The organism is Gordonia sp. 852002-50395_SCH5434458, from assembly GCF_001665905.1.
Classification (GTDB): domain Bacteria; phylum Actinomycetota; class Actinomycetes; order Mycobacteriales; family Mycobacteriaceae; genus Gordonia; species Gordonia jacobaea.
In genome coordinates this window covers 71,376-94,017 of sequence record NZ_LZTC01000053.1, presented here as the reverse complement: position 1 = coordinate 94,017, position 22,642 = coordinate 71,376, and the positions used below count along the sequence as shown (strand labels likewise).

Genomic DNA, 22,642 nt, shown 5'->3' with positions numbered 1-22,642 from the left:
TGTCGGTGTGATAGTCACGACACCATGACCTCTGGGCAGCTTCATCGCAGTTACACGGCCGACCTCGACGTCGAGACGCTGTACAACATCCTGCGATTGCGCGTCGACGTCTTCGTCGTCGAGCAGTCCTGTCCGTACCCGGAGCTCGACGGTCGGGATCTCGAACCCGCCACCCGCCAGCTCTGGGTGTCCGACGACGAGGGGCGTGTGGTCGCGACGTTGCGGCTCCTGGAGGATTCCGGGGCGCCCGGTGACGGCGAGCTGTATCGGATCGGGCGCGTGTGCACCGACCGTTCTCGCAGAGGCGAGGGCATGACCGCGCGTCTCATCGAGACAGCGCTCGCCGAGGTCGGTGAGCATCCGTGCCGTATCGAGGCGCAGAGCTATCTCATCGACATGTACGCGAAGTTCGGTTTCGTCGTCGACAGCGAGGAGTACCTGGAGGACGGCATCCCGCACGTCTCGATGATCCGGCATGCCAGAAACGTGCGCTCATGAGCGGCAGGCACGCTGTCGCCGCTCCGGCGAGCACCGCCGCCATACCCGCCCGGTATCCGTTCAGCGCGGTCGTCGGGCAGGAGCGGCTGAAGTTGGCGTTGATCCTGTGTGCGGTGTCGCCGGGTATCGGTGGTGTGCTGATCCGCGGCGAGAAGGGGACAGCGAAATCGACCATCGTGCGCGGACTCGGACCACTGATCGCACATGAGGGCTCGGCACACGAGGGTGTCAGCGCGTCGTCGGCGGGCAGGGTCGTCGAACTCCCCATCGGTGCCACCGAGGATCGCGTCGTCGGCTCGTTGGATCTGACGGCCGTACTGCGCGACGGCGAGGCCGTGTTCACGCCTGGCCTGCTTGCCCGTGCCGACGGGGGAGTGCTCTACATCGACGAGGTCAACCTTCTGGCCGACCACCTCGTCGACGTGCTGCTCGACGCCGCGGCCAGCGGACGGGTGACCATCGAACGCGACGGCGTCTCACATACCCAGGCGGCCGACTTCGTACTCGTCGGAACGATGAATCCCGAAGAGGGAGAACTGCGTCCGCAACTGCTCGACCGATTCGGGCTGGCCGTCGACGTCACCGCGGCGCGTGAGGTCGACGAGCGTGTCGAGGTCGTTCGACGCCGGATGGACTTCGACGCCGACCCCGATCGCTTCGTCGAACGGTACGCCGACGACGAGCGGGTACTCTCCGACCGGATCGCCGCCGCGCGCGGGTCCGTGGGGAGCGTCGAGATCAGCGAACGAGAACTACGACGCATCGCAGGCATCTGCGCACACCTCGACGTCGACGGCCTACGCGGCGACATCGTCGTCGCGCGCACCGCGGCCGCACACGCGGCACTGCGCGGGGCCACGTCGGTGACCGAGGAGGATGTGCGCGTCGGCGTCGAACTCGCTCTGCCGCATCGTCGTCGACGAGATCCCTTCGACGAGTCGGGCATGTCCGAGCAGCAACTCGACGACGCGCTGTCGGCAGGCGACGACGCCGCGGGTCCACCGGACGAGCCGGAGCCCGACCCGGATGGGCCCGACGGTGCTCCCGCGCCCGAGCGGCGCGAGGAGTTCGACGGGTCCCCCGCTGACTCAGATCCCGCTGGCCCACAACAGGATTCCAGTGACGAGCCGGTCGAGCAGGAAGTGTCCGGGCAGTCGCAGCAGCCGCCGCGCGGCCAGATGTTCGGCACCGCGGCGTCGAGCTCCGGTGTGCGCATGCGTCGCCTGCGGGCCGACGGCGTCGGCGATGGCGATCCGGGTAAGCGCTCACGCGCACGGAGTCGTCGTGGACACACCGTGTCCGACACCGACTTCGCGCACGGTGGGCCCATTCATCTCTTCGGGACAGTGCTGCGCGCCGCAGGTCGCTCGGTGGCCACCTCCGAGGTATCGACGATGCCCGAGAGGTTATCGGTCGCACCGGTCGATCTTCGTGGGGCACAACGCATCGGGCAGGAGGGCAATCTGGTGGTGTTCGTCGTCGACCTGAGCGGGTCGATGACGGCACGCAGGCGACTGGCCGCCGTGAGCCGCCTATGCGTTGACCTGCTGCGCGATTCGTACACCCGGCGCGATCGGGTCGCGGTGATCGTGGCGCGCGGATCGCGTGCAGAACTTGCCGTGCCGCCGACGAAATCCGTCGATATCGCTGTGCGACGGCTCGCCGACATCAGAACCGGTGGCCGAACCCCGTTGGCGGAAGGGCTGATCGAGGCACAGCGTGTCATCGAGCGTGCCCGCCGTGCCGAGCCCCGACGTCGACCGCTGCTCGTGGTGCTGACCGACGGCAGGGCCACCGCGGGACCCGACGCTGCGGGGCGCGCATCCGTTGCGGCGCAGCGAATTCGGCGCGACGGTATCGACAGTGTCGTCGTCGATTGTGAGCAGGGCGTGGTCCGGCTCGGACTCGCCGCGGATCTTGCCGTGCGCCTCGGAGCGCAGATGATGCGGATGGACGACCTGTCGGTGGCGGCGTTGTCGGTTCCCGTGACCGACCGGCGCCCGTCGCGCGCGTCGGCCGCCTGATCCGAATCCGCGCGAGAGTAGGAGAGTTACTGTGCCCCAGGGTGTTCCGCAGACGGTCCCCGACGATGGGTTGACCACGCGGCAGCGTCGACAACAGCCGGTACTCGCCGTGCACACCGGTGACGGCAAAGGAAAGTCGACGGCGGCGTTCGGGATGGCCATGCGCGCATGGAACGCCGGCCTGCGGGTGGCGGTCTTTCAGTTCGTCAAGAGCGCCAAATGGCGTGTGGGAGAAGAGTCGGCGATGGCCGCGCTCGGCGAGATCCACAACGAACAGGGCATCGGCGGGCCCGTCGAATGGCACAAGATGGGGCAGGGCTGGTCGTGGCTGCGCGCCAATGCCGACGTCGCCGACGACCACGCCGCGGCTGCACGGTCCGGTTGGGACGAGATCGCCCGTCGTCTCGCCGAGGAGCAGCACGATTTCTACGTGCTCGACGAGTTCACCTACCCCCTCGACTGGGGATGGATCGACACCGACGAGGTGGTGCGCACACTCGTCGACCGACCCGGTCGCCAACACGTGGTGATCACCGGACGTCGTGCTCCCGCCGCGCTGGTCGACGCCGCCGACCTGGTGACCGAGATGCGCAAGGTCGCACACCCGATGGATGCTGGACGCAAGGGCCAGAAGGGAATCGAGTGGTGAGCCGCGTGGCGAGGGCGACATGACGTCGATCCCCGCAGTGGTCGTGGCCGCGCCATCGTCGGGTAGCGGTAAGACCACCGTGAGTACCGGGTTGATCGGCGCGCTACGCAGGGCGGGGCGTCGCGTCGCGCCGTTCAAGGTCGGCCCCGACTACATCGATCCCGGCTATCACGCGGTCGCCGCGGGACGTGTCGGTCGCAACCTCGATCCCAACCTGGTCGGAGCCGACCTGATCGGGCCCCTGTTCGCGGCCGGAGTTGCCGACGCCGACATCGCGGTCATCGAGGGAGTCATGGGACTCTTCGACGGCAGGATCACCGCCGACGATGCCGCCGAGATGGACCCGATCGGTATGGGATCGACCGCGCATGTCGCCACACTGCTGAACGCACCGGTCGTTCTCGTCGTAGACGCCGCGGGTCACAGTCAGTCGCTAGCCGCACTGCTCCACGGCTTCGTCGGCTACGAGCCGTCGGTGCGGATCGCAGGTGTCGTGCTCAACCGGGTGGGCTCCCCGCGACACGAGGCGGTGCTGCGACAGGCGTGTGCGCGAGTCGGGATGCCCGTCCTCGGGGTCTTGCGTCGGGACTCGCGCCTTCAGGTGCCCTCTCGCCACCTGGGGCTGATCCCCGCCGCGGAGAGGTCGGTCGAGGCCGTCGAAGCTGTCGACGCGATGTCGGAGATGGTCGGCGCAGCACTGGATCTCGAGGCGATCGTCGCGCTCGCGGAATCGGGAGGCGCCACGCTGTCGGAGCCGTGGTCGGCGGTCGACGCCATCGCAGACGCGGGAGGGGGCGCGCAATGCGCAGGTCACCACTCTGGCAATCCCGTCGTCGCGATCGCTGCGGGTGCCGCGTTCACCTTCGGGTACGCCGAGCACGCGGAGCTGTTACGCGCGGCAGGCGCCGAGGTCGTCGAGTTCGATCCGCTCATCGACCGATTGCCCGAGCGCACAGCAGGACTCGTCGTCGGAGGTGGATTCCCCGAGGAACACGCAGACAAACTGGCGGCCAATCATGAACTGCGAGAAGACATCGCGGCGCTGAACCGCGCAGGCGGACCCATTCACGGTGAGTGCGCGGGTCTGCTGTACCTCACGCGGGAACTCGACGGGTATCCGATGACCGGCGTCATCGATGCGGTCGGCCGATTCGGCCCCTCGCTCACCCTCGGATATCGCGACGCCGTGGCGGTGTCGGATTCGGCGCTCTACCGGGCGGGTGAACGGGTCACCGGTCACGAATTCCACCGCAGCGTCGTCGAACTCGACGCGGGTTCGCCTGCGTGGGCGTGGCGTGACCATCACGGCGCGCCGGGTGTGCACGGCGTGGCGACGTCGAATGTCCACGCGTCGTATCTGCACGTCCACCCGGCGGCGGTGCCGGCGTCCATCGCGCGGTTTGTGCACGCCTGCGAGTCGAAGGAGATGTGATGGCGGGGAGCAAGGTTGCGCAGGTGCTCGAGATCCTGCGCGAACACGGCGTCAACGATCCGGCGATCCTGCGTGATCTGCTCGAGGCCGTGCTCGTTGTCGGGCAAGGACTTGATCTCGACGAAGCCCTCCAGCGGATCGTCGAGGTCGCCGTCGGAGTCGTCGACGCTCGCTACGGCGCGTTGGGTGTGCGCGGTCCCGACGGAGGGTTGTCGGAGTTCGTGTACACGGGGATCACTCCGGAAGAGCGGTCGGTGATGGGGTCGCTGCCGGTCGGCAAGGGCGTGCTCGGGGTCCTGATCAACGACCCCAACATCCTGCGCATCCCGGATCTGGCGAAACACCCTGCGTCGGTGGGCTTTCCGCCGAACCATCCGCCGATGACGACGTTCCTCGGTGCTCCGATCATCATCCGCGGCTCCAACTTCGGCCGCATCTACCTGACCGAGAAGCGTGGCGCCGACGAGTTCTCGGCGCTCGACGAGGCGCTGATCGCGGTGCTCGCGGTAGCCGCCGGAATCGCCGTGGACAATGCGCAGTTGTTCGAGAGCTCACGCACGAGGCAGCGGTGGATGCAGGTGCTGGTGCGTCGTGGCTCCGAGCCGCTCTCGGGAATTGCGTTGGAGGACACGCTGTCTCGGATGTGTACAGATGTGGCGGACCTGGTCGGTGCCACGGACGTCCTCATCCTGAGCGACGAGACCGACAGCGGCGACGACATCGTGCTCAGCGGTCACACCGGCGGCCCGCTCAAGATCGATCCCGCGGACTTCTCGGCGCCGGCGGGGACGGGGATGTCGATCGTGCCGATAGCCGATCTCTCGCCCGCTCTCGGCCGACGCGGCGCCCGCTGGGCGACGGTGCAGCCGCTGGCGCGCGCCTCGGGGGCGTTCGGATGGATCGTGATCACGCATGCCGACGAGCCGGTGTGGGAGCCCGAGGAGGCGTCGGGTCTCGCCGGAGTCTCCGAAGTAGCGTCGTTGGCGATGGTGTACGCGGAGCAACAGCAGGTCGCGCGCGACCTCGAGGTGCTCTCCGACCGCCACAGAATCGCCCGCGACCTGCATGACCACGTCATCCAGCGACTGTTCGCGATCGGTATGTCGATACAGACCATGCTCGCGGCAGGTGGCACCGGTTCGGTGGGACGATTCGACGACGCCGCGCGTGCCGAGCGGCTCGAACAGGTGATGACCGACCTCGACCGCACAATCGCGCAGATCCGCACCTCGATCTTCGACCTGCAGACCGTCTCCGGACACCACGACACCGCGACGTTGCGGCGTCGTGTCCTCGACATCGTGTCCGAACTCTCGGTCCACGCGCCGATCGCGCCGAGTGTGCAATTCGACGGCCCCGTCGACACGGTTGTCCCCGACACGCTGGGGCCACACATCGATGCCGTGCTGCGCGAGGGACTGTCGAATGCGCTGCGCCACGCACACGCCGAGCACATCTCGGTGTCGGTGAGTGCCGACGACGTGCTGTCGGTGGAGATCACCGACGACGGGGTGGGCATCGGTACCGACGTCACCTATCGGGGCCTGGAGAACCTCACGCGCCGCGCAGAGGAATGCGACGGAACCTTCACCGTCGTCACCAATCCTCGTGTGGCACCGGGCCGTTCGTCGGGGACGACGCTGACCTGGTCGGTGCCGCTCGCCTAGTGGCTCAGGCCTTGCCGTCGCGGATCTTGGTCGCCATCACCGCGACCTGGGTGCGTCGTTGCATGTCGAGCTTGGCGAGGATACGTGAGACGTAGTTCTTGATCGTCTTCTCCGCCAAGAACATTCGCTGCGCGATCTGACGGTTCGTCAGCCCGTCGCCGATGAGGTTGAACACCTCGCGCTCCTGATGGGTGAGTTCTGCGAGAGGGTCGGACGGCTTGTTCTTCCCGTCGCGCAGCTTGGCGAGCAGTGCTGCGGTCGAACGGTCGTCGAGCAGGGAGCCGCCCCGTCCGACGGTGCGCACCGCCGCGATCAGGTTATGGCCGAGGATCTGCTTGAGCACGAAGCCGGATGCACCCGCGAGGACCGCGGCGAGCAGTGCGTCGTCGTCGGCGTAACTGGTGAGCATGAGGCAGCGGATCTCGGGTTCGGCGGCACGCACATCGCGGCACAATTCGACGCCGTTGCCGTCGGGGAGCCGGACGTCGAGGACCGCGACATCGGGTTTGGCGGCGAGAATGCCGACGCGACCCTCGCCGACCGATGCGGCCTCGCCGACCACCTCGATGTCGTCGGCGGTGCTGAGCAGGTCACGCAGACCTCGACGCACCAACTCGTGGTCGTCGACGAGAAAGACGCGAACGCTCGACGCGTCCGGCGAGGGAGGAACCGATGCCGTGGGATCTGACGCTGCGGGAGCCGGCTGACCTTCGGAATGCATGCACCGAAATTACCGCAGGTCGCACTCGAGCACGCGACGTCGGTCCCCATCCACTCGGGACTTTGGTCTCACTCACGCCCCCTGCGTCACACGCGAGAGTGGGTATCTGTCGGGGGAGGTCGGTGGTCGGGCCGAGCGCAATCCGACGACGCACCGCCACGCGCGGCGTCGACGACGAGACGAGGAGAGACAGTGACGAGCCTCATCGGGCCAGCAACCAGCGACACCGGAATGACCGGATCGGATCTGCTGCGGGAGTTGCTTCCCGTGTGCGAGACCGAGGTCGAGCGGCACATGAAGATGACCAAGGACTGGCATCCACACGACTACGTGCCCTGGGACGAGGGGCGCAACTTCGCTGCTCTCGGCGGCGTCGACTGGGATCCGGAGCAGTCGCAGCTCTCCGATGTCGCGAAGGCTGCGATGATCACCAATCTGCTGACCGAGGACAACCTGCCGTCGTATCACCGGGTGATCGCGGAGAACTTCTCCCTGGACGACGCCTGGGGTTTCTGGGTGGGGCGCTGGACCGCCGAGGAGATGCGCCACTCGACGGTGATGCGCGACTACCTCGTCGTGACCCGCGGCGTCGACCCGGTGGAACTCGAAGAGACCCGCATGGCGCACATGACATCGGGATTCAATCCGCTTCCCGAGGACGACGGTCAGCGTGACCACAGCTTCGACATGCTGTTCGCGGTGAGCTACGTCAGCTTCCAGGAACTCGCGACGCGCGTGAGCCACCGCAACACGGGCAAGGCATGCGGCGACCCCATCGCCGACCGCATGCTGCAGCGGGTGGCCGCCGACGAAAACCTGCACATGCTCTTCTACCGCAACGTCGTTGCCGGCGCCCTCGACCTGGTTCCGGATCAGGCGATGTGCGCGATCTACAGCATCGTGTCGAATTTCCAGATGCCCGGCGCGACGATGCCCAACTTCCGACGCAATGCGGTGTTGATCGCCAAGGGTGGCATCTACGATCTGCCGCAACACCTTTCGGAAGTCGTCATGCCGGTGCTGCGCAAGTGGCGGATCTTCGAGCGCGACGACTTCGGCCCGCTGGGTGAGATGTACCGGGAGAAGCTGGCCGACTATCTCGAAGAGATGAACGTCAAGGTCGAGAAGTTCGAGCGCGCCCGCGAACGCGCACTCGAGCGCGAGGCCAAGAAGGCGAGGGCAGGGGCGTGACCGTGATCGACAACAGGCTGGCACTGGCGATCTCGCCTGCGGACGATGCCGGGGCACGGGACTGCGACGGATGTTGCGGCGCGTGCGAGCGTGAGACTCCGGAGCAGCGCGACGTCCCCGAGGGCTTCGACGAAGCGATCATGATGGCCGAGGCCGCCACGTTGCACAACCCGACCCGTTGGAATGAGATCCGCACCCACGCAACGGATTCCGCTGCAGGGGAGTACTGTTCGTCGATCCTCCTCGGTGCGTTGCTGCAGTCCGCGGCACACCGACTCGGGGTGCCCGCCGCGGACGTGTGGTCCTACGTCCGGCGCGTCGGTGAGCTGCCTTTGTAAGGTCGGCGGGTTCTGCACTGTGAGCAGATCCGACGATCAGGGCGTGGCGATCACGAAGAGCGGCGCCATCCCCCTCCGAGCGCTCGTCCGGCGGGCAGTACGGTCGCTGGTGTGAGCTCCCCACTGATCAAAGGGTCCAAGACAGCGCTGGCAGATCGCACCTATCGGATCCGCATCCGCAGCAGCGGGCCGACGATCGACGTATCGGCGGTGCTGCTGGGCGCCAACGGCCGGGTCCGTACTGATGACGATTTCGTCTTCTTCAACAATCCGCAGGCTCCGGGCGTGCGTCTGGTGTCCGACGATGAGATCGACGTCGACCTCGGTGCCGTGGCGGCTGACGTCGACCGCATCGTCATCGTGGGCAGCACCGAAGCCCAGGGCACAACGTTCGGCCAGAGCGGCCAGTTCAGCGCGGCGGTTACATCGGCGTCGCAAGACCTCTCCTTCATGCCCGGTGCGCTCACCAGCGAGACCGTGGTGCAGATCGCGGCCTTCTACCGCCGTGGGACGGACTGGAAACTCGACGCCATCGGCCAAGGTTACGACCGCGGGCTGGCCGCACTGGCCACCGAGTTCGGGATCTCCGTCGATGAGCCCGTCGGAGGCACGGCGAGTCCCACAACAGCACCGAGCGTCCCAGCCGCTGCGAATGCCCCGTCCGCACCCGCGCCCACTCCGCAGCCGCCCGCCGCGCCGGCCATCAACATGACGAAAGTGTCGGTGTCGCTGACCAAGGACAGCGCGGACAAGACCGCGCGCATCGACCTGCGTAAGAGCAAGGGCGATCCGAACTGGGTGCTGACCGTGGGTCTCGAATGGGATGGCCGCGGCGCGACATATGACCGCAAGGGACATGTGAAGCGTTACGGCACAGGCGATCTGGACGTCTACTTCTTCTGTCGCAATGAGGAGACCAACGAGTTCGTCGTCATCAGTGGCGAAGCCGGACACCAGGGCGACCTCGGCGTGTGGCCGTTCATGCATCACCTCGGCGACAGCCTCGGTCCCGGGGCAGGCAACAAGCCTGCCACCGAACAGGTTCGGGTGCGCCCGACGGAGAATGGCGATTTGCTGGTCAACGTCTATCAGAGCGTCGACAACGGAACCGGTGCCATCGACGAGTTCGGCAGGCCCCGCGTCGCGATCCGGTACGGGCGTGCCGGTCACGACGGTCTGCCCGGACCCGACGCCGACGAAATCCTTGTCTACGTCGGCAACAGTGCCGATTCCTACTGGGCCACCGTTGCCCATATCGACGTGCTCGACGGAGTTCTCACCGTCGACGGCGAAACCCGTTACAGCGCACACAAGAGCGAAGCCATGCCCGGACTCAGCAGCACCGGTGCGTGGGTGCAAGAGCCATCGGGCGGACCCGTCGGCCGGAGCAAAGCCAAAAACCACGGGCAGGGTCTGACCCTGTACAGCGGACTCTGTCAGAAGTAGACGGTATTCACCTGACCGGCAGAGCCGGGATTCGCCTGACCGGCAGAGCCGAGTCCACCTGACCGGCCAAGCGGTCAACGCATCGGTAGGATCGGCATCCATGTCAGTCGATGCGTCCGCAGGCCATGGTGGCGTCAACGATAAAGACAGTGGCGTCAACGATAGAGACAACGGTGGCGACAACGTCCACTATCTCGCCGGGCTCGATCTGCACGGCCGCAAGGTGGTTGTCGTCGGCGGTGGGTCGGTTGCGCAGCGTCGACTCCCGAATCTGGTGGCCGCCGGCGCACAGGTCGAGGTTGTGGCGCTTGACCCGACGCCCGCCGTCGAGTCGTTTCCCGGGGTCGTCGTGCACAAACGTGCTTACGTCGACGGCGATCTCGACGGAGCCTGGTACGCGATGGCGTGTACCGACGATCCCGACGTGAATGCAGCCGTGGTCGCGGAGGCGGAGCGTCGGCACACGTTCTGTGTGCGGGCCGACGAAGCGCGGTGGGGAAGTGCTGTCACCCCGGCCTCCGGTCGCCACCGCGACGTGCAGTTCGGGGTACTGGCCGGTGGCGATCACCGGCTGTCGGCGGCGTTGCGCGCCGCGATCTCGCGGGCACTGGCCGACGGCTCACTCGACGTCGACGAGCAACCGCACCCGCCGGGCGTCGCGCTCGTCGGTGGTGGCCCTGGCGACCCCGACCTGATCACCGTGCGCGGACTCAAACTGCTGATGGCTGCCGACGTCGTCGTCGCGGATCGGTTGGCGCCGCCGGAGCTCTTGGCCTCGCTCGGTCCGCAAGTGGAGATCATCGACGCCGCGAAGGTGCCCTACGGGCGGGCGATGAAGCAGGAGGCCATCAACGACGTCCTCACCTCGAAGGCGAAAGAGGGCAAGTTCGTCGTGCGATTCAAGGGCGGCGACCCGTATGTCTACGGTCGCGGCTTCGAAGAGTTGCAGGCGTGCGTGGCCGCGGGCGTGCCGGTGACCGTGGTCCCCGGCATCACCAGCCCGATCTCCGTGCCGAGTTCCGCAGGCATCCCCGTGACCCATCGAGGTGTGACCCACGAGGTGGTGATCGCCTCTGGGCACGTCCGGCCCGGGCACCCCGATTCGCTGATCGACTGGTCGGTGCTCGCACAGCTACGCGGAACGCTGGTGCTGATGATGGCTGTCGAACGAGTCGACGTCTTCGCCGACGCGCTCCTGGCAGGCGGCAAGCCCGGCGACACCCCCGTCGCGATGATCGAGAACGGATCACTGCCGACCCAACGCCTCATCCGCACCGACCTCTCCCATGCAGGCGAGACCGCCTCGCGCGAAGGGCTCAAGCCCCCCGCGATCGTCGTGATCGGCGACGTCGCGGGATTCGACGATGCGGATGCCGTTGCGGCGTTCGGTGATCTCGACGGAGCTCGATCAGCGGCCGGAGGCGAGGCTCGATCAGCGGGGGACGGAGCTCGATAGGCGGCAGGCGTCGAGAGGGCGCCGCATCCAGTCGAGTGGGCGTCGCATCCCGTCGAGTGGGCGTCGCATCCCGTCGAGTGGGCGCCGCATCCAGTCGAGAGGGCGTCGCATCCCGTCGAGTGGGCGTCGCATCCCGTCGAGTGGGCGCAGCATCCCGTCGAGTGGGCGTCGCATCCCGTCGAGTGGGCGCAGCATCCCGTCGAGTGGGCGTTGTCACCCGCCGTACAGCGGCTATCCGCCAACGAGAATTGGCACATACGCGCAGGGGCGCGGTAGCGTCGAATCCTATGTCGTCACCTGGGCAAGCACACCGGCTGGATTTCGCGGCCGGGGCGTCGGACACCGACAATCAGTACCGGCCGGTGTTCGGGCTCGCGATCCTCGTGCTGTCGGGAATGCAGTTGCTGATGGTGCTCGACGGAACGGTCGCCGCGCTGGCGCTGCCGAAGATCCGTGAGTCGCTGCAACTCTCGGAGTCGGGTGCGAACTGGATTATCAGCAGCTACGTCCTCGCATTCGGCGGGTTGATGCTCCTCGGTGGCCGACTCGGTGACACGTTCGGACGCAAGCGCATGTTCGTGATCGGCGTCGCAGCCTTCACCCTGACCTCACTGCTGTGTGGCCTGGCCTGGGATGAAACGAGTCTCATCGTCGGACGCGCCCTGCAGGGTGCCTCGGCAGCCGTCGCTGCGCCGACCGCGATGGCTCTGGTAGCCACGACGTTCGCGCCCGGTAAACCACGCAGTCAGGCGTTCGCGATCTACGCGGCGATGACCGGTATCGGTTCTGTCGCGGGTCTGATCCTCGGTGGTGTGCTGACCCAGCTCTCGTGGCGTCTCGTCTTCCTGATCAACGTCCCGATCGGACTGCTCGTCGCGGTCGGAGCCTACTTTGTCTTGCGCGAATCCCAGGGCGTGCGACTCTCTCTCGACCTACCGGGAGCCGTGCTCGCGACGTTGGGATGCTCACTGCTGGTGCTCGCGGTGAACGAGGGTCCCAACGGTTGGGGCCGTCCGATCGACATCGCCTCGTTCATCCTCGGTGGTCTCGCTCTCGTGGCGTTCGTCATAGTCGAGCGTCGTGCGAGTAACCCGATCCTGCCGTTCGTTCTCTTCGACAACACCAGTCGTGTCGCCGCTTTGGTCGCCATCTTCTTCGCCAGCATGATCATGATGTGTATGGCGGTCTTCATCTCGCTCTACCTGCAGGGAATCCTGAAGTACACCCCTGTTCAGAGTGGTCTCGCGGTGGTGCCGTTCGCGTTCGGACTCGGTATCGCCGCGGCGATCGCGTCGAAGCTCGCGCTGCATGTCCAGCCGCGGTGGCTGGTGCTGTGCGGTGGAGCGATCATCCTGGCCGGCTGCGTCTACGCGGCGTCGATCGCGCCGAAGGCTCCGGCGTACTTCCCGAGCATCCTCATCCCTGTCGTGGTGATCGGTGTGGGTGTCGGTTTCGCTGTCATCCCGCTGACCCTGTCGGTTGTCGCGGGCGTCGGGCCGAACGAGATCGGGCCGCTCACCGCGCTCGCGCAGGTCGCACAGAACCTCGGCGGTGCAATCGGGTTGGTCGCGGTCGGAGCGCTCGTGACGTCTCGCGCCCTGTCGCTCGGCGGCACCACCGCGCCCGTGGAGTCGATGAACAAGGCGCAACTCGCCGCGCAGGCCAACGGCTACGGACTGGCGTTCGCCTGTTGCGCGGGCATCGCGGTGATCGCCGCGATCGTCGTATTGTTCATGCGGTTCACGCCGGAGCAGGTTGCCGAGGGGCAGGCCGCGCAAGAAGCCGCCGACGCCGGGCTCGACTCCGACATCGCGCAGAACACCCACGACCACTGATCCGGTCTCAGGTGGAGTCCCAGAGACGCTGGTAGAAACTCATCCGCTCCTCGTCGAAGTCGACGCCGTACGACTCGACGAGCGGTCGTTCCCACCCGGGCCCGTAGACCCCGACCGAGCGCTGCGACGCTGATTTCGGGACGTTCGAGCCACGGCGTGAACACCGCCGAATCCCCCGGCGCTGCGGCCGTCAGCATCCACTCCGCGCTATCGTCGTATCCGGCGTCGAGCACGGTGGGACACGCGACGAACCGCGCCGCCCACGAGAGTCGGTGAGCTTCGGCGCGCAGGGAGACCTCGTCTGTCGGTGGCTGCCATTTCAGGTAGCGGGCGGACGGACCGTCGCCGAGTCGATAGGTGACGCCACCGACATCGTTGAGCCAGACCGGGGTGATCGGGTCGCCCGCCGGAACGCGAGAAGACGACGTCGGGAAATTCGTGCGCGGGGACGGCAGAGGTCATCGGGTGCGCGTCAGTCGGTCAAGACGACGATCTCGTCGGGTCGGGGGATCTCGACGCACTGCCCGGCGTCGGACAGCACGGCGGCGAGGGCGTTGATGTCGCGGACGTTTCGGCGCGTCCGTACCAGTTCGCGGGCCATCAGACCCTTGTAGTGCTTGTTGAAGTGGCTCACCACTTTTCGGGACCCGTCGGGCGCCTCCGTCATCACCGTGGCAGTCACCGCGCCCGAGATGGGCCCCAGCTGCTGGTAGATCCCCGAGCGCAGGTCGACGACGAAATCGTCCACCGCGTCGAGCGTGTTCGAGAGAGCAGGCTTCCACGCCGAGGTGAGCGTGCCGAAGCCGGGCAGCGTGGATCCACCCGAGAGGCGGTAGGCGGGTATCCGATCGCCGGCCCGGATGACCCCGAACAGCGCCGACCCGATCGCGAGGCGGTCTGCCGCTTTCGCTTTGCCCGCGCGGGTCAGCGATCGGTGGTCGAGGGCGTCGTAAAGCACGCCGGTGTAGCGCTCGATCGCAGGGCGCGTCGGGGAGAGCCAGAGGTCGGCGTTGCTGTCGACCTCGGCGAGCTGTGTCTTGCCGAGCCCGAGTGCCTTCACGCTCGCGTCGAGATCGCTCGCGAGGTCGACGACGGCGTCGGCGATCTGTTTGCGCACGGGATTGAGTTCGGTGAACGACAGTGTGTCGAGGTCGAGTGGGGCGCCGGAACCCCCGTCGGACTTGGTTTCCGAGGGCGGGAGGATGACGAGCACGTCGAACACTGTATCCGGCCACGTGGACGGGACCGAAAAGCGCGTGCGGTGGCCGACTAGACTGATCGACCGTGATCACACGGATGTCGACGCTGTTCCTGCGTACGCTGCGCGATGACCCGGCAGACGCCGAGGTTCCCAGCCACAAGCTGCTTGTTCGCGCTGGATATGTTCGGCGTGTCGCGCCGGGCGTGTACAGCTGGCTCCCCCTGGGGCTTCGGGTTCTCAGGGCGGTCGAGAACATCGTGCGCGAGGAGATGAACTCGATCGGCGCGCAGGAGATCCTGCTGCCCGCGCTGTTGCCGCGTGAACCGTACGAGACGACTGCCCGCTGGACCGAGTACGGCGACAACCTCTTTCGTGTGAAGGACCGCAAGGGCACCGACATGCTCCTCGGTCCGACGCACGAGGAGATCTTCGCGCAGCTGGTCAAGAGCGAGTACTCGTCGTACAAGGATCTGCCGGTCATCCTGTATCAGATCCAGACCAAGTACCGCGACGAGGAACGTCCGCGCGCAGGCATCCTGCGTGGACGCGAGTTCGTGATGAAGGACTCGTACTCTTTCGACCTCGACGACGACGGACTCAAGGCCTCCTACATCGCGCACCGTGACGCCTACCAGCGCATCTTCGCGCGCCTCGCGGTGCGATACGTCATCGTCGCCGCGACGTCCGGCGCGATGGGCGGCAGTGCCTCGGAGGAGTTCCTCGCCGAGAGCGAGGTCGGCGAGGACACGTTCGTGCGTTGCCTGGAGTCGGGCTATGCGGCCAACGTCGAGGCCGTCGTCACGCCTGCACCCGAACCGATTCCGTTCGACGGACTCGCGGAGGCGCAGGTTCACGAGACCCCTGACACCACCACCATCGAGACGCTCGTCGCGTGGGCCAACGACGCCCTCGACGGGACGTTCGACGCCGCGGACACACTCAAGAACGTCATGGTCAAGGTTCGCGAACCCGGAGGCGAGTGGGAGTTGCTCGGCATCGGGGTGCCGGGCAACCGGGAGGTCGACGTCAAGCGGCTCGAGGCGTCGTTGGAGCCCGCAGAAGTCGAGCTGCTGACCGAAGCCGACTTCGCGGCCAACTCGTTCCTGGTGAAGGGCTACATCGGACCGAAAGCCTTGCAGGAGAACGGCGTCCGCTATCTCGTCGATCCGCGCGTCGTCGACGGCACGGCGTGGATCACCGGTGCCGACCAGCCCAACCGGCACGTCGTCGGACTCGTTGCCGGGCGCGACTTCACGGCGGACGGGACCATCGAGGCGGCCGAAATCCTCGACGGCGACCTCTCTCCGGACGGCAAGGGACCGCTGGTGGCCGCGAAGGGCATCGAGATCGGTCACATCTTCCAGCTGGGCCAGAAGTACACCAACGCCTTCGAGGTGGATGTACTCGGCGAAAGCGGAAAGCCGGTCCGCCTCACCATGGGGTCCTACGGTGTCGGCGTGTCGCGGCTTGTCGCGGTGATTGCTGAACAGCAGCACGACGACAAGGGGCTGCGCTGGCCCGCAGAGGTCGCGCCCTACGACGTGCACCTGGTGATCGCCAACAAGGACGAGGCCGCGATCGGCGGCGCGACGTCGCTGGCCGAGGAACTCGACGCCGAGGGCCTCGACGTCCTGCTCGACGACCGCAAGTCGTCGCCCGGCGTGAAGTTCAAGGACGCCGAACTGCTCGGCATGCCCACCGTGGTCGTGGTGGGCCGCGGCTACGCCAACGGCGTCGTCGAGGTCCGCGATCGCTTCACCGGCGAGAGCGCCGAGGTACCGGTCGACAACGCAGTGTCGGCGATCGTCGCCGCGGTGCGCGGGTAGCTTCCGGCGGCCGGTCCGGCAACCCGGGTTGACCGGGCTGTCGGGCTACGCGGACTACCGGACTATTGCGGCTGTCCCGGGAATGGGACGGTCACCGGACTCTCGCGCAATGCTGCACGCCAGGTGGCCGCGCGCTGCGCGCAGTCGGTGAGCTGGTCGACGGCCAGGCGGCGCGCCGATTCGGAGTCGGCGCGCTCGAGCGTCGAGCGATATGCCGTGGCGCAGTCATTCTCGGCCGCCAGCGCGGCACGGGCAGCACTCGTCGGGTCAGTGACCTGCACGGGCAGCGTGTACCCGGCGGCCATATCGGGTGGAGTCGCGCCTGCCGCCGTGATGGCAGCGTTGAGTGCGTCGCGTGCCGCGCGGTGGGCGGCGATGTAGTCGGCGACAGTGCCGCGTCGAGTCGCGGAGACAAAAGCTGTCGTGACCCCGTACGTGAAGATCGCGGCATTCTCGGCCTGCGTCGCCGTGGCCAAAGCGTCGGTTGTTGCGGTCATGCGAGCTGCACCTCCACGAGTGTGGCGACCGAGGCGCTGACCGACCCGGCCAGCCCTGCCGAGTAGCCCTTCAGTGAGATCGCGGCGTCGTGTGCTGCACGCGTCGACGCACGGAGCGACGAGCACAGCTCGTCGAGCGTTCCCGCTGTCGACGACGACCCCGGTGTGGACGTCTCGGACGCCCCCGCACCGGTGGAGCCGGGCGTCGCGGAGGCCGACGGCGCTGCAGACAACTGGCTCGCGGTGTCGGAGTCGAGGCGTTGGACCTCCTGCGATAGCGCGGTCGCGTGGGCGTCACGCTGGTCGGCGATCACTCCGAGCGCTGCGCTGTAAGTCGGAAGACGTGGTGCGAGCGAACGAGCTGCCGCAGCGTCGGAGCGGGCAGCCTTGGCCAGGGGGAGCAGGGCGGTGGCGGTGATCTCATTCGGCGTCGGGCCGCTGTCACACGCGCTCGACGCGCCGATCACGAGTGCTCCGGCGCCGATCGCGAGGCTGCCTCGTAAGACGGTGCGACGATTCACGGCGTCGAGTACATCGGGGGCTGCTGGCTTCACCCGACACATGATGCCAGTCCGGCACACCCGTGGTGCGGGCCGCACGGACCACAGGAGGTCCGACGGTCTGCCCGGTGATCGCCAGTAGCCTGCCGGGTCCGGGACCGGTCGCAAGGTGGTCGGGAGAGGGTCGCGGATCGACTAGAATAGGGTGCCGTCGCATGCGGCAGACCAATTGCCGCGACAGCTGACCGACGACAATGAACGCACCTGAAGACCGCAACTGAAAGCACTGCGCGGCAAGCGAAGACGAGGAGTGAGGAGAGCAATGAGCATCGATACGCGACAACTCCGCACGCTCGTCGACACCTTTGTCGCCGACCGCGGATTCGACGTCGAAGACGTCGTGATCACCAACGGTGCAGACGGCGACGCGGTCGTCGTGACCGTCGATCGGGATGGGGGAGGTTCGCTCGACGAGCTCGCCGACCTCAGTCGCGAGCTGTCCGACGCGCTCGACGCCGATCCCGCCTACGCCGACATCGACACACTCGAGGTCACCTCACCCGGCGTCGACAGGCCGCTCACCACCGAACGGCAGTGGCGTCGTGCCACCGGACGCAAGGTGCTCATCGATCTCGCCGGCGACGACGGTCCGACCCGTGTCGCAGGCAGGGTCGGACCGCTCCACGACGGCCAGGTCGACATCGTGAGCAACGACCGCGGCCGTTTCCGAGTCCGCACCGTCGAACTCGACGCCGTCACACGTGCTGTGGTCGACGTCGACTTCTCGCGGCCGGGAGTCGCCGAGCTGCGATTGTGCGGCCTCGACGACGCGCAGATCGCGCAACGTCGCGACACCGTCAACTCGTAGCGACCGACCATAGAACTCAACCAACAGCCGAAAATTCCATAGCAGCCGACAAGTGAATAGGAGCGCCCCATGAACATCGACATCAATGCACTGCGCATGATCGAGGCCGACAAGGGAATCTCGATCGACACGGTCATCACCGCCATCGAAACCGCATTGCTCACCGCATACCGCCACACCGACGGATTCGCGCCGCACGCGCGCATCGACGTCAATCGCAAGAGCGGGGCGGTCAGGGTGATGGCGCAGGAGGTCGACGAGGACGGCACCGTCGTCCACGAATACGACGACACCCCCGAGGGTTTCGGCCGTATCGCGGCCACCACCGCCCGTCAGGTCATCCTGCAGCGTCTGCGTGACGCGGAGAACGAGAAGAACTTCGGCGATTTCGTCACCCACGAGGGCGAGATCGTTGGTGGCGTTGTGCAACAGGACGCCCGCGCCAACGCACGCGGCATGATCGTCGTGCAGATCGGTAGCGACGCCAACAGCGCGGAGGGAATCATCCCGCCCGCCGAGCAGGTGCCCGGCGAGAGCTACAAACACGGCGACCGCATCAAGTGCTACGTCGTCGGCGTCTCGCGTGGTCCGCGTGGACCACAGATCACGCTGTCGCGTACCCATCCGAACCTGGTGCGCAAGCTCTTCGCACTCGAGGTACCCGAGATCGAGGACGGCTCGGTCGAGATCGTCGCAGTCGCGCGTGAGGCGGGCCACCGCTCCAAGATCGCCGTGCACACCGGTGTCAGCGGACTCAACGCCAAGGGCGCGTGCATCGGACCGATGGGTCAGCGCGTACGCAACGTGATGAGTGAGTTGTCCGGCGAGAAGATCGACATCATCGACTACGACACCGATCCCGCTGTGTTCGTCGGGAACGCACTGTCGCCTGCGAAGGTCGTCTCGGTGGAGGTGGTCGACGCGGCACAGAAGGCAGCGCGCGTCGTCGTACCCGACTATCAGCTCTCGCTCGCGATCGGTAAGGAAGGTCAGAACGCACGACTGGCCGCTCGTCTGACGGGGTGGCGAATCGACATCCGCTCCGACGCCGACGACGCTCCCAGCGCACCCGCCGGCCAGTCGGGCGGGCCGGGAGCCGGACGGGCGTGATGAGGTCCGGTTGTCCAGTTCGGTACTCGGCGCGCTAGACTGATCGATGGTCACGCGAATGCGGCCGGCCGCCCCCTGTGGAGTTACTTCCGATGGTGGTGACCGGTCCGGTCGGCGGAACGATTCTTCGCAGAGTCATTCTCCGCAAGGTCCGATCCGTATGTGTCTGGGATGTCGGCAGCGAGCCGGTATCGCAGAGCTGGTCCGTGTCGTCGCCCCTACAGGTGCGAGCGGCCCGAGGATCGTTGTCGACATCGCGAAGACCATGCCTGGGCGAGGTGCGTGGCTGCATCCGGTGGCGGACTGTGTGTCCGCCGCGGTTCGACGCAACGCGTTTGCCCGGGCGCTGAGGAGTCCGGGACTGGTCGTAGACCAGTCCGACCTCAAAGAAGTGCTGTTCACCCGCTCGGGAGATGGCACGGACGAGAGCGGCCCTAACGGGCCAGAACAGGTAGCAGAAGACATGAGCACACCGTGAAGTCACCACGATGAGCACGTATCGGACGTAATCCGAGGCCGTGGCGGGCAAGCCGCTCGGCCTCCAAGTGAGGAGAGCAGTGGCAGGCAAAGCCCGCGTGCATGAACTGGCCAAGGAACTTGGCGTAACGAGCAAGCAAGTGCTCGAACGTCTCAAAGAACAGGGCGAGTTCGTCAAATCCGCGTCGTCGACCGTTGAGGCCCCCGTGGCCCGCCGACTTCGCGAATCCTTCCCCGCAGATAACGGGGGAGCAGCCAAGAACGACTCCACGAAGTCGGCAGCACCCAAGCCTGGTGCCGCGGCTCGTGACAACTCTGCTGCGCCCAAGCCCGGCGCAGCTCGCCCCGGCCCCAAGCCGGCGGCTCCGAAACCTGCACCCGCACCGACGCCTGCTGCCGCGCAGTCGGCACCGGCTCCTGCGCCTGCAGCCACCCCGGCACCTGCTGCGCCCACTCCGGCGCCGGCACAGAAGTCGACGCCCGCGGCAGCTCAGGCTTCCGCACCTGCGCCGACGAGTCCACGTCCCGGGCCAAAGCCCGGACCGCGTGCGCCTCGCGTCGGAAACAATCCGTATTCGTCTGCACCCGCACCAGCTCCGCGTCCGGCGGCACCACGTCCCGGACCCGGCCAGGGCGGACCCCGCCCCGGTGGTGGGCGTCCCACGCAGGGCCGACCCGGCCAGGGTGCAGGGCGTCCCGGTCCCGGCAGTGCAGGCGCACGTCCCGCACCGGGTCAGGGCGGACCTCGCCCGAATCCGGGCAACATGCCCCCTCGGCCCAACCCGGGTGCCATGCCCAGTCGTGCAGCACGTCCCGACGCGGGCCGACCGGGCCGCGGCGGTGGACCAGGCGGTCGCAGTGGCGGCGGTGGCGGAGGCTATCGCGGTGGCGGCGGAGGCGCGCCAGGCGGAGCACCGGGAGGTCCTCCCGGAGGTTTCCGCGGACGTCCCGGTGGCGGCGGTCGCGGTCGTGGCGGCGCAGCCGGTGCGTTCGGACGTCCGGGTGGTGCACCCCGTAAGGGACGCAAGTCCAAGCGTCAGAAGCGGCAAGAATACGACTCGATGCAGGCTCCGGCCGTCGGTGGCGTCAGGCTGCCACGCGGCAACGGTGAGACCATTCGTCTCGCCCGCGGCGCTTCGCTGTCCGACTTCGCCGACAAGATCGACGCCAACCCGGCATCGCTGGTCCAGGCGCTGTTCAACCTCGGCGAGATGGTCACGGCGACCGAGTCGGTCAACGACGAGACGCTGGAGCTGCTCGGCTCCGAGATGAACTACAACGTCCAGGTAGTCAGCCCGGAGGACGAAGATCGCGAACTCCTCGAGAGCTTCGATCTCTCCTACGGTGAGGACGAGGGCGGCGAAGAGGATCTCGAACAGCGTCCGCCGGTGGTCACCGTCATGGGTCACGTCGACCACGGCAAGACCCGCCTGCTCGACACCATCCGTAAGGAGAATGTGCGCGAGGGCGAGGCCGGTGGCATCACCCAGCACATCGGTGCCTACCAGGTGAACACGCACCTCAACGGCGACGATCGACTGATCACGTTCATCGACACCCCTGGTCACGAGGCGTTCACCGCCATGCGTGCCCGCGGTGCCAAGTCGACCGACATCGCGATCCTCGTGGTCGCCGCCGACGACGGCGTCATGCCGCAGACGGTGGAGGCCGTGAACCACGCGCAGGCAGCAGACGTGCCGATCGTGGTCGCGGTCAACAAGATCGACAAGGAAGGCGCCGATCCGTCGAAGATCCGCGGCCAGCTCACCGAGTACGGGCTGATCCCCGAGGAGTACGGCGGCGACACGATGTTCGTCGACATCTCGGCCAAGCAGGGCACCAACATCGAGCAGTTGCTTGAAGCTGTGCTGCTGACCGCCGACGCGTCGCTCGATCTGCGTGCCAACCCCGACATGGACGCTCAGGGTGTCGCCATCGAAGCGCACCTCGATCGTGGTCGCGGACCTGTGGCGACCGTGCTGGTTCAGCGCGGAACGCTGCGTGTCGGCGACTCCGTGGTGGCAGGCGACGCCTACGGTCGTGTGCGACGCATGGTCGACGAGCACGGCGACGACGTCAACGAGGCCCTGCCTTCGCGACCCGTCCAGGTCATCGGCTTCACGTCGGTGCCGGGTGCAGGTGACAACCTGCTCGTCGTCGAAGAAGATCGCACCGCCCGGCAGATCGCCGACCGGCGCAACGCGCGCAAGCGCAACGCGCTGGCCGCACGTAGCCGCAAGCGGATCAGCCTCGAGGACCTCGATTCGGCGCTGAAGGAAACCAGCCAGCTGAACCTGATCCTCAAGGGCGACAACGCAGGTACCGTCGAGGCGCTCGAAGAGGCGCTGCTCGGTATCGACATGGGCGACGAGGTGTCGCTGCGCGTCATCGACCGTGGTGTCGGTGGCGTGACGGAGACCAACGTCAACCTCGCTGCGGCGTCGGATGCGATCATCATCGGCTTCAACGTCCGTGCGGAGGGCAAGGCCACAGAGCTCGCCAACCGCGAGGGCGTCGACATCCGGTACTACTCGGTGATCTACCAGGCCATCGACGAGATCGAGAGCGCGCTCAAGGGCATGCTCAAGCCGATCTACGAAGAGGTGGAGCTCGGCCGCGCCGAGATCCGCGCCATCTTCAAGAGCTCGAAGGTCGGCAACATCGCCGGTTGCCTGGTGCAGTCCGGTCTCATCCGCCGTAACGCCAAGGCTCGTCTGCTTCGCGACAACGTCGTGGTTGCCGAGAATCTCACGATCTCGTCGCTGCGACGCGAGAAGGACGACGTCACCGAGGTTCGCGAAGGCTACGAATGTGGTCTCACGCTGACGTACAGCGACATCAAGGTCGACGACGTCATCGAGAGCTACGAGTTGCAGGAGAAGCCGCGCGACTGACGCGCGGATCGT

Annotated in this window: 20 protein-coding genes; 15 read left to right on the top strand and 5 right to left on the bottom strand. The window is 67.0% G+C overall.

Annotated elements, in window-relative coordinates:
• Positions 1–24 precede the first annotated feature (24 nt).
• Genes A5785_RS13080 through A5785_RS13060 form a run of 5 tightly spaced genes read left to right on the top strand, consistent with a single transcriptional unit; the run spans position 25 to position 6,270 of the window.
• Entirely contained in the window at positions 25–498 is a 474-nt protein-coding gene (locus tag A5785_RS13080) for a GNAT family N-acetyltransferase (protein WP_064866827.1), read from the top strand.
• Positions 495–2,522, top strand: coding sequence for a VWA domain-containing protein (locus A5785_RS13075; protein WP_005204910.1), 2,028 nt, complete (start codon positions 495–497; stop codon positions 2,520–2,522). The genes A5785_RS13080 and A5785_RS13075 overlap by 4 nt, the downstream gene beginning before the upstream one ends.
• Positions 2,523–2,553: 31 nt before the next feature.
• Entirely contained in the window at positions 2,554–3,171 is a 618-nt protein-coding gene (gene cobO / locus A5785_RS13070; protein ID WP_005204908.1) for a cob(I)yrinic acid a,c-diamide adenosyltransferase, read from the top strand.
• A gap of 19 nt (positions 3,172–3,190) precedes the next feature.
• Positions 3,191–4,603 carry a cobyrinate a,c-diamide synthase gene (locus tag A5785_RS13065; protein ID WP_005204906.1) on the top strand — a complete coding sequence of 471 codons (1,413 nt, stop codon included), beginning with the start codon at positions 3,191–3,193 and terminating at the stop codon, positions 4,601–4,603.
• Positions 4,603–6,270 (top strand): GAF domain-containing sensor histidine kinase, encoded by a 1,668-nt coding sequence (locus A5785_RS13060; protein WP_005204904.1) that lies wholly within the window; start codon positions 4,603–4,605, stop codon positions 6,268–6,270. The genes A5785_RS13065 and A5785_RS13060 overlap by 1 nt, the downstream gene beginning before the upstream one ends.
• Positions 6,271–6,274: 4 nt before the next feature.
• Here A5785_RS13060 and A5785_RS13055 read toward each other — a convergent pair whose 3' ends face one another.
• Positions 6,275–6,991, bottom strand: coding sequence for a response regulator (locus A5785_RS13055; RefSeq protein WP_005204902.1), 717 nt, complete (start codon positions 6,989–6,991; stop codon positions 6,275–6,277).
• A gap of 192 nt (positions 6,992–7,183) precedes the next feature.
• Between A5785_RS13055 and A5785_RS13050 the strand changes: the two genes are divergently transcribed.
• The 4 genes from A5785_RS13050 (at position 7,184) to cobA (ending at position 11,422) form a co-directional block, all read left to right on the top strand.
• Positions 7,184–8,182 (top strand): acyl-ACP desaturase, encoded by a 999-nt coding sequence (locus A5785_RS13050; RefSeq protein WP_064864085.1) that lies wholly within the window; start codon positions 7,184–7,186, stop codon positions 8,180–8,182.
• Entirely contained in the window at positions 8,179–8,520 is a 342-nt protein-coding gene (locus tag A5785_RS13045; protein WP_005204898.1) for a hypothetical protein, read from the top strand. Before A5785_RS13050 ends, A5785_RS13045 begins: the two co-directional genes overlap by 4 nt.
• A gap of 111 nt (positions 8,521–8,631) precedes the next feature.
• Positions 8,632–9,966 carry a TerD family protein gene (locus A5785_RS13040; RefSeq protein ID WP_005204895.1) on the top strand — a complete coding sequence of 445 codons (1,335 nt, stop codon included), beginning with the start codon at positions 8,632–8,634 and terminating at the stop codon, positions 9,964–9,966.
• Positions 9,967–10,066: 100 nt separating this feature from the next.
• Positions 10,067–11,422 (top strand): uroporphyrinogen-III C-methyltransferase, encoded by a 1,356-nt coding sequence (gene cobA, locus A5785_RS13035; RefSeq protein WP_231894534.1) that lies wholly within the window; start codon positions 10,067–10,069, stop codon positions 11,420–11,422.
• On the opposite strand, the gene A5785_RS13030 is transcribed toward cobA, so the two are convergent.
• Positions 11,399–11,617, bottom strand: coding sequence for a hypothetical protein (locus A5785_RS13030; RefSeq protein ID WP_064866825.1), 219 nt, complete (start codon positions 11,615–11,617; stop codon positions 11,399–11,401). The two genes, cobA and A5785_RS13030, sit on opposite strands and share 24 nt — an antisense overlap.
• 92 nt (positions 11,618–11,709) lie before the next feature.
• On the opposite strand from A5785_RS13030, the gene A5785_RS13025 reads away from it, so the two are divergent.
• Positions 11,710–13,257 (top strand): MFS transporter, encoded by a 1,548-nt coding sequence (locus A5785_RS13025; protein WP_064866823.1) that lies wholly within the window; start codon positions 11,710–11,712, stop codon positions 13,255–13,257.
• Positions 13,258–13,729: 472 nt separating this feature from the next.
• Here A5785_RS13025 and yaaA read toward each other — a convergent pair whose 3' ends face one another.
• Positions 13,730–14,470, bottom strand: coding sequence for a peroxide stress protein YaaA (yaaA, locus tag A5785_RS13020; protein ID WP_039855077.1), 741 nt, complete (start codon positions 14,468–14,470; stop codon positions 13,730–13,732).
• Positions 14,471–14,553: 83 nt separating this feature from the next.
• Between yaaA and A5785_RS13015 the strand changes: the two genes are divergently transcribed.
• Entirely contained in the window at positions 14,554–16,284 is a 1,731-nt protein-coding gene (locus tag A5785_RS13015; RefSeq protein ID WP_064862110.1) for a proline--tRNA ligase, read from the top strand.
• 62 nt (positions 16,285–16,346) lie between these two features.
• Here A5785_RS13015 and A5785_RS13010 read toward each other — a convergent pair whose 3' ends face one another.
• Together A5785_RS13010 and A5785_RS13005 are read right to left on the bottom strand one after the other, a co-directional pair.
• A complete protein-coding gene (locus A5785_RS13010; RefSeq protein WP_005204438.1) occupies positions 16,347–16,781 on the bottom strand; it encodes a ferritin-like domain-containing protein in 435 nt (144 codons plus the stop codon).
• Positions 16,778–17,344, bottom strand: a complete 567-nt coding sequence (locus tag A5785_RS13005; RefSeq protein WP_051993769.1) for a hypothetical protein — start codon at positions 17,342–17,344, stop codon at positions 16,778–16,780. The genes A5785_RS13010 and A5785_RS13005 overlap by 4 nt, the downstream gene beginning before the upstream one ends.
• A gap of 259 nt (positions 17,345–17,603) precedes the next feature.
• On the opposite strand from A5785_RS13005, the gene rimP reads away from it, so the two are divergent.
• From rimP to infB, 4 genes are all read left to right on the top strand, one after another.
• Positions 17,604–18,149: a ribosome maturation factor RimP gene (rimP, locus tag A5785_RS13000; RefSeq protein ID WP_005204442.1), complete on the top strand. Its 546-nt coding sequence runs from the start codon at positions 17,604–17,606 to the stop codon at positions 18,147–18,149.
• A gap of 69 nt (positions 18,150–18,218) precedes the next feature.
• Complete coding sequence (gene nusA / locus A5785_RS12995) at positions 18,219–19,259, top strand: transcription termination factor NusA (RefSeq protein ID WP_005204444.1); 1,041 nt, start codon at positions 18,219–18,221, stop codon at positions 19,257–19,259.
• Positions 19,260–19,419: 160 nt separating this feature from the next.
• Positions 19,420–19,737: a YlxR family protein gene (locus tag A5785_RS22935; protein WP_005204446.1), complete on the top strand. Its 318-nt coding sequence runs from the start codon at positions 19,420–19,422 to the stop codon at positions 19,735–19,737.
• Between the two features lie 79 nt (positions 19,738–19,816).
• Positions 19,817–22,630: a translation initiation factor IF-2 gene (gene infB, locus A5785_RS12985; protein ID WP_039855059.1), complete on the top strand. Its 2,814-nt coding sequence runs from the start codon at positions 19,817–19,819 to the stop codon at positions 22,628–22,630.
• Positions 22,631–22,642: the final 12 nt, after the last annotated feature.

What these genes read in the sequence shown, in the direction of transcription:
- A5785_RS13075 (WP_005204910.1), top strand. Translation starts at nt 495, where the DNA reads ATGAGCGGCAGGCACGCTGTCGCCGCTCCGGCGAGCACCGCCGCCATA.
- rimP (WP_005204442.1), top strand. Translation starts at nt 17,604, where the DNA reads ATGAGCATCGATACGCGACAACTCCGCACGCTCGTCGACACCTTTGTC.
- A5785_RS13030 (WP_064866825.1), bottom strand. Translation starts at nt 11,617, where the DNA reads ATGCTGCGCCCACTCGACGGGATGCGACGCCCACTCGACGGGATGCTG.
- A5785_RS13025 (WP_064866823.1), top strand. Translation starts at nt 11,710, where the DNA reads ATGTCGTCACCTGGGCAAGCACACCGGCTGGATTTCGCGGCCGGGGCG.
- A5785_RS13055 (WP_005204902.1), bottom strand. Translation starts at nt 6,991, where the DNA reads ATGCATTCCGAAGGTCAGCCGGCTCCCGCAGCGTCAGATCCCACGGCA.
- A5785_RS13015 (WP_064862110.1), top strand. Translation starts at nt 14,554, where the DNA reads ATGTCGACGCTGTTCCTGCGTACGCTGCGCGATGACCCGGCAGACGCC.
- cobA (WP_231894534.1), top strand. Translation starts at nt 10,067, where the DNA reads ATGTCAGTCGATGCGTCCGCAGGCCATGGTGGCGTCAACGATAAAGAC.
- A5785_RS13005 (WP_051993769.1), bottom strand. Translation starts at nt 17,344, where the DNA reads ATGTGTCGGGTGAAGCCAGCAGCCCCCGATGTACTCGACGCCGTGAAT.
- A5785_RS22935 (WP_005204446.1), top strand. Translation starts at nt 19,420, where the DNA reads ATGTGTCTGGGATGTCGGCAGCGAGCCGGTATCGCAGAGCTGGTCCGT.
- A5785_RS13065 (WP_005204906.1), top strand. Translation starts at nt 3,191, where the DNA reads ATGACGTCGATCCCCGCAGTGGTCGTGGCCGCGCCATCGTCGGGTAGC.
- A5785_RS13060 (WP_005204904.1), top strand. Translation starts at nt 4,603, where the DNA reads ATGGCGGGGAGCAAGGTTGCGCAGGTGCTCGAGATCCTGCGCGAACAC.
- nusA (WP_005204444.1), top strand. Translation starts at nt 18,219, where the DNA reads ATGAACATCGACATCAATGCACTGCGCATGATCGAGGCCGACAAGGGA.
- A5785_RS13080 (WP_064866827.1), top strand. Translation starts at nt 25, where the DNA reads ATGACCTCTGGGCAGCTTCATCGCAGTTACACGGCCGACCTCGACGTC.
- A5785_RS13010 (WP_005204438.1), bottom strand. Translation starts at nt 16,781, where the DNA reads ATGACCGCAACAACCGACGCTTTGGCCACGGCGACGCAGGCCGAGAAT.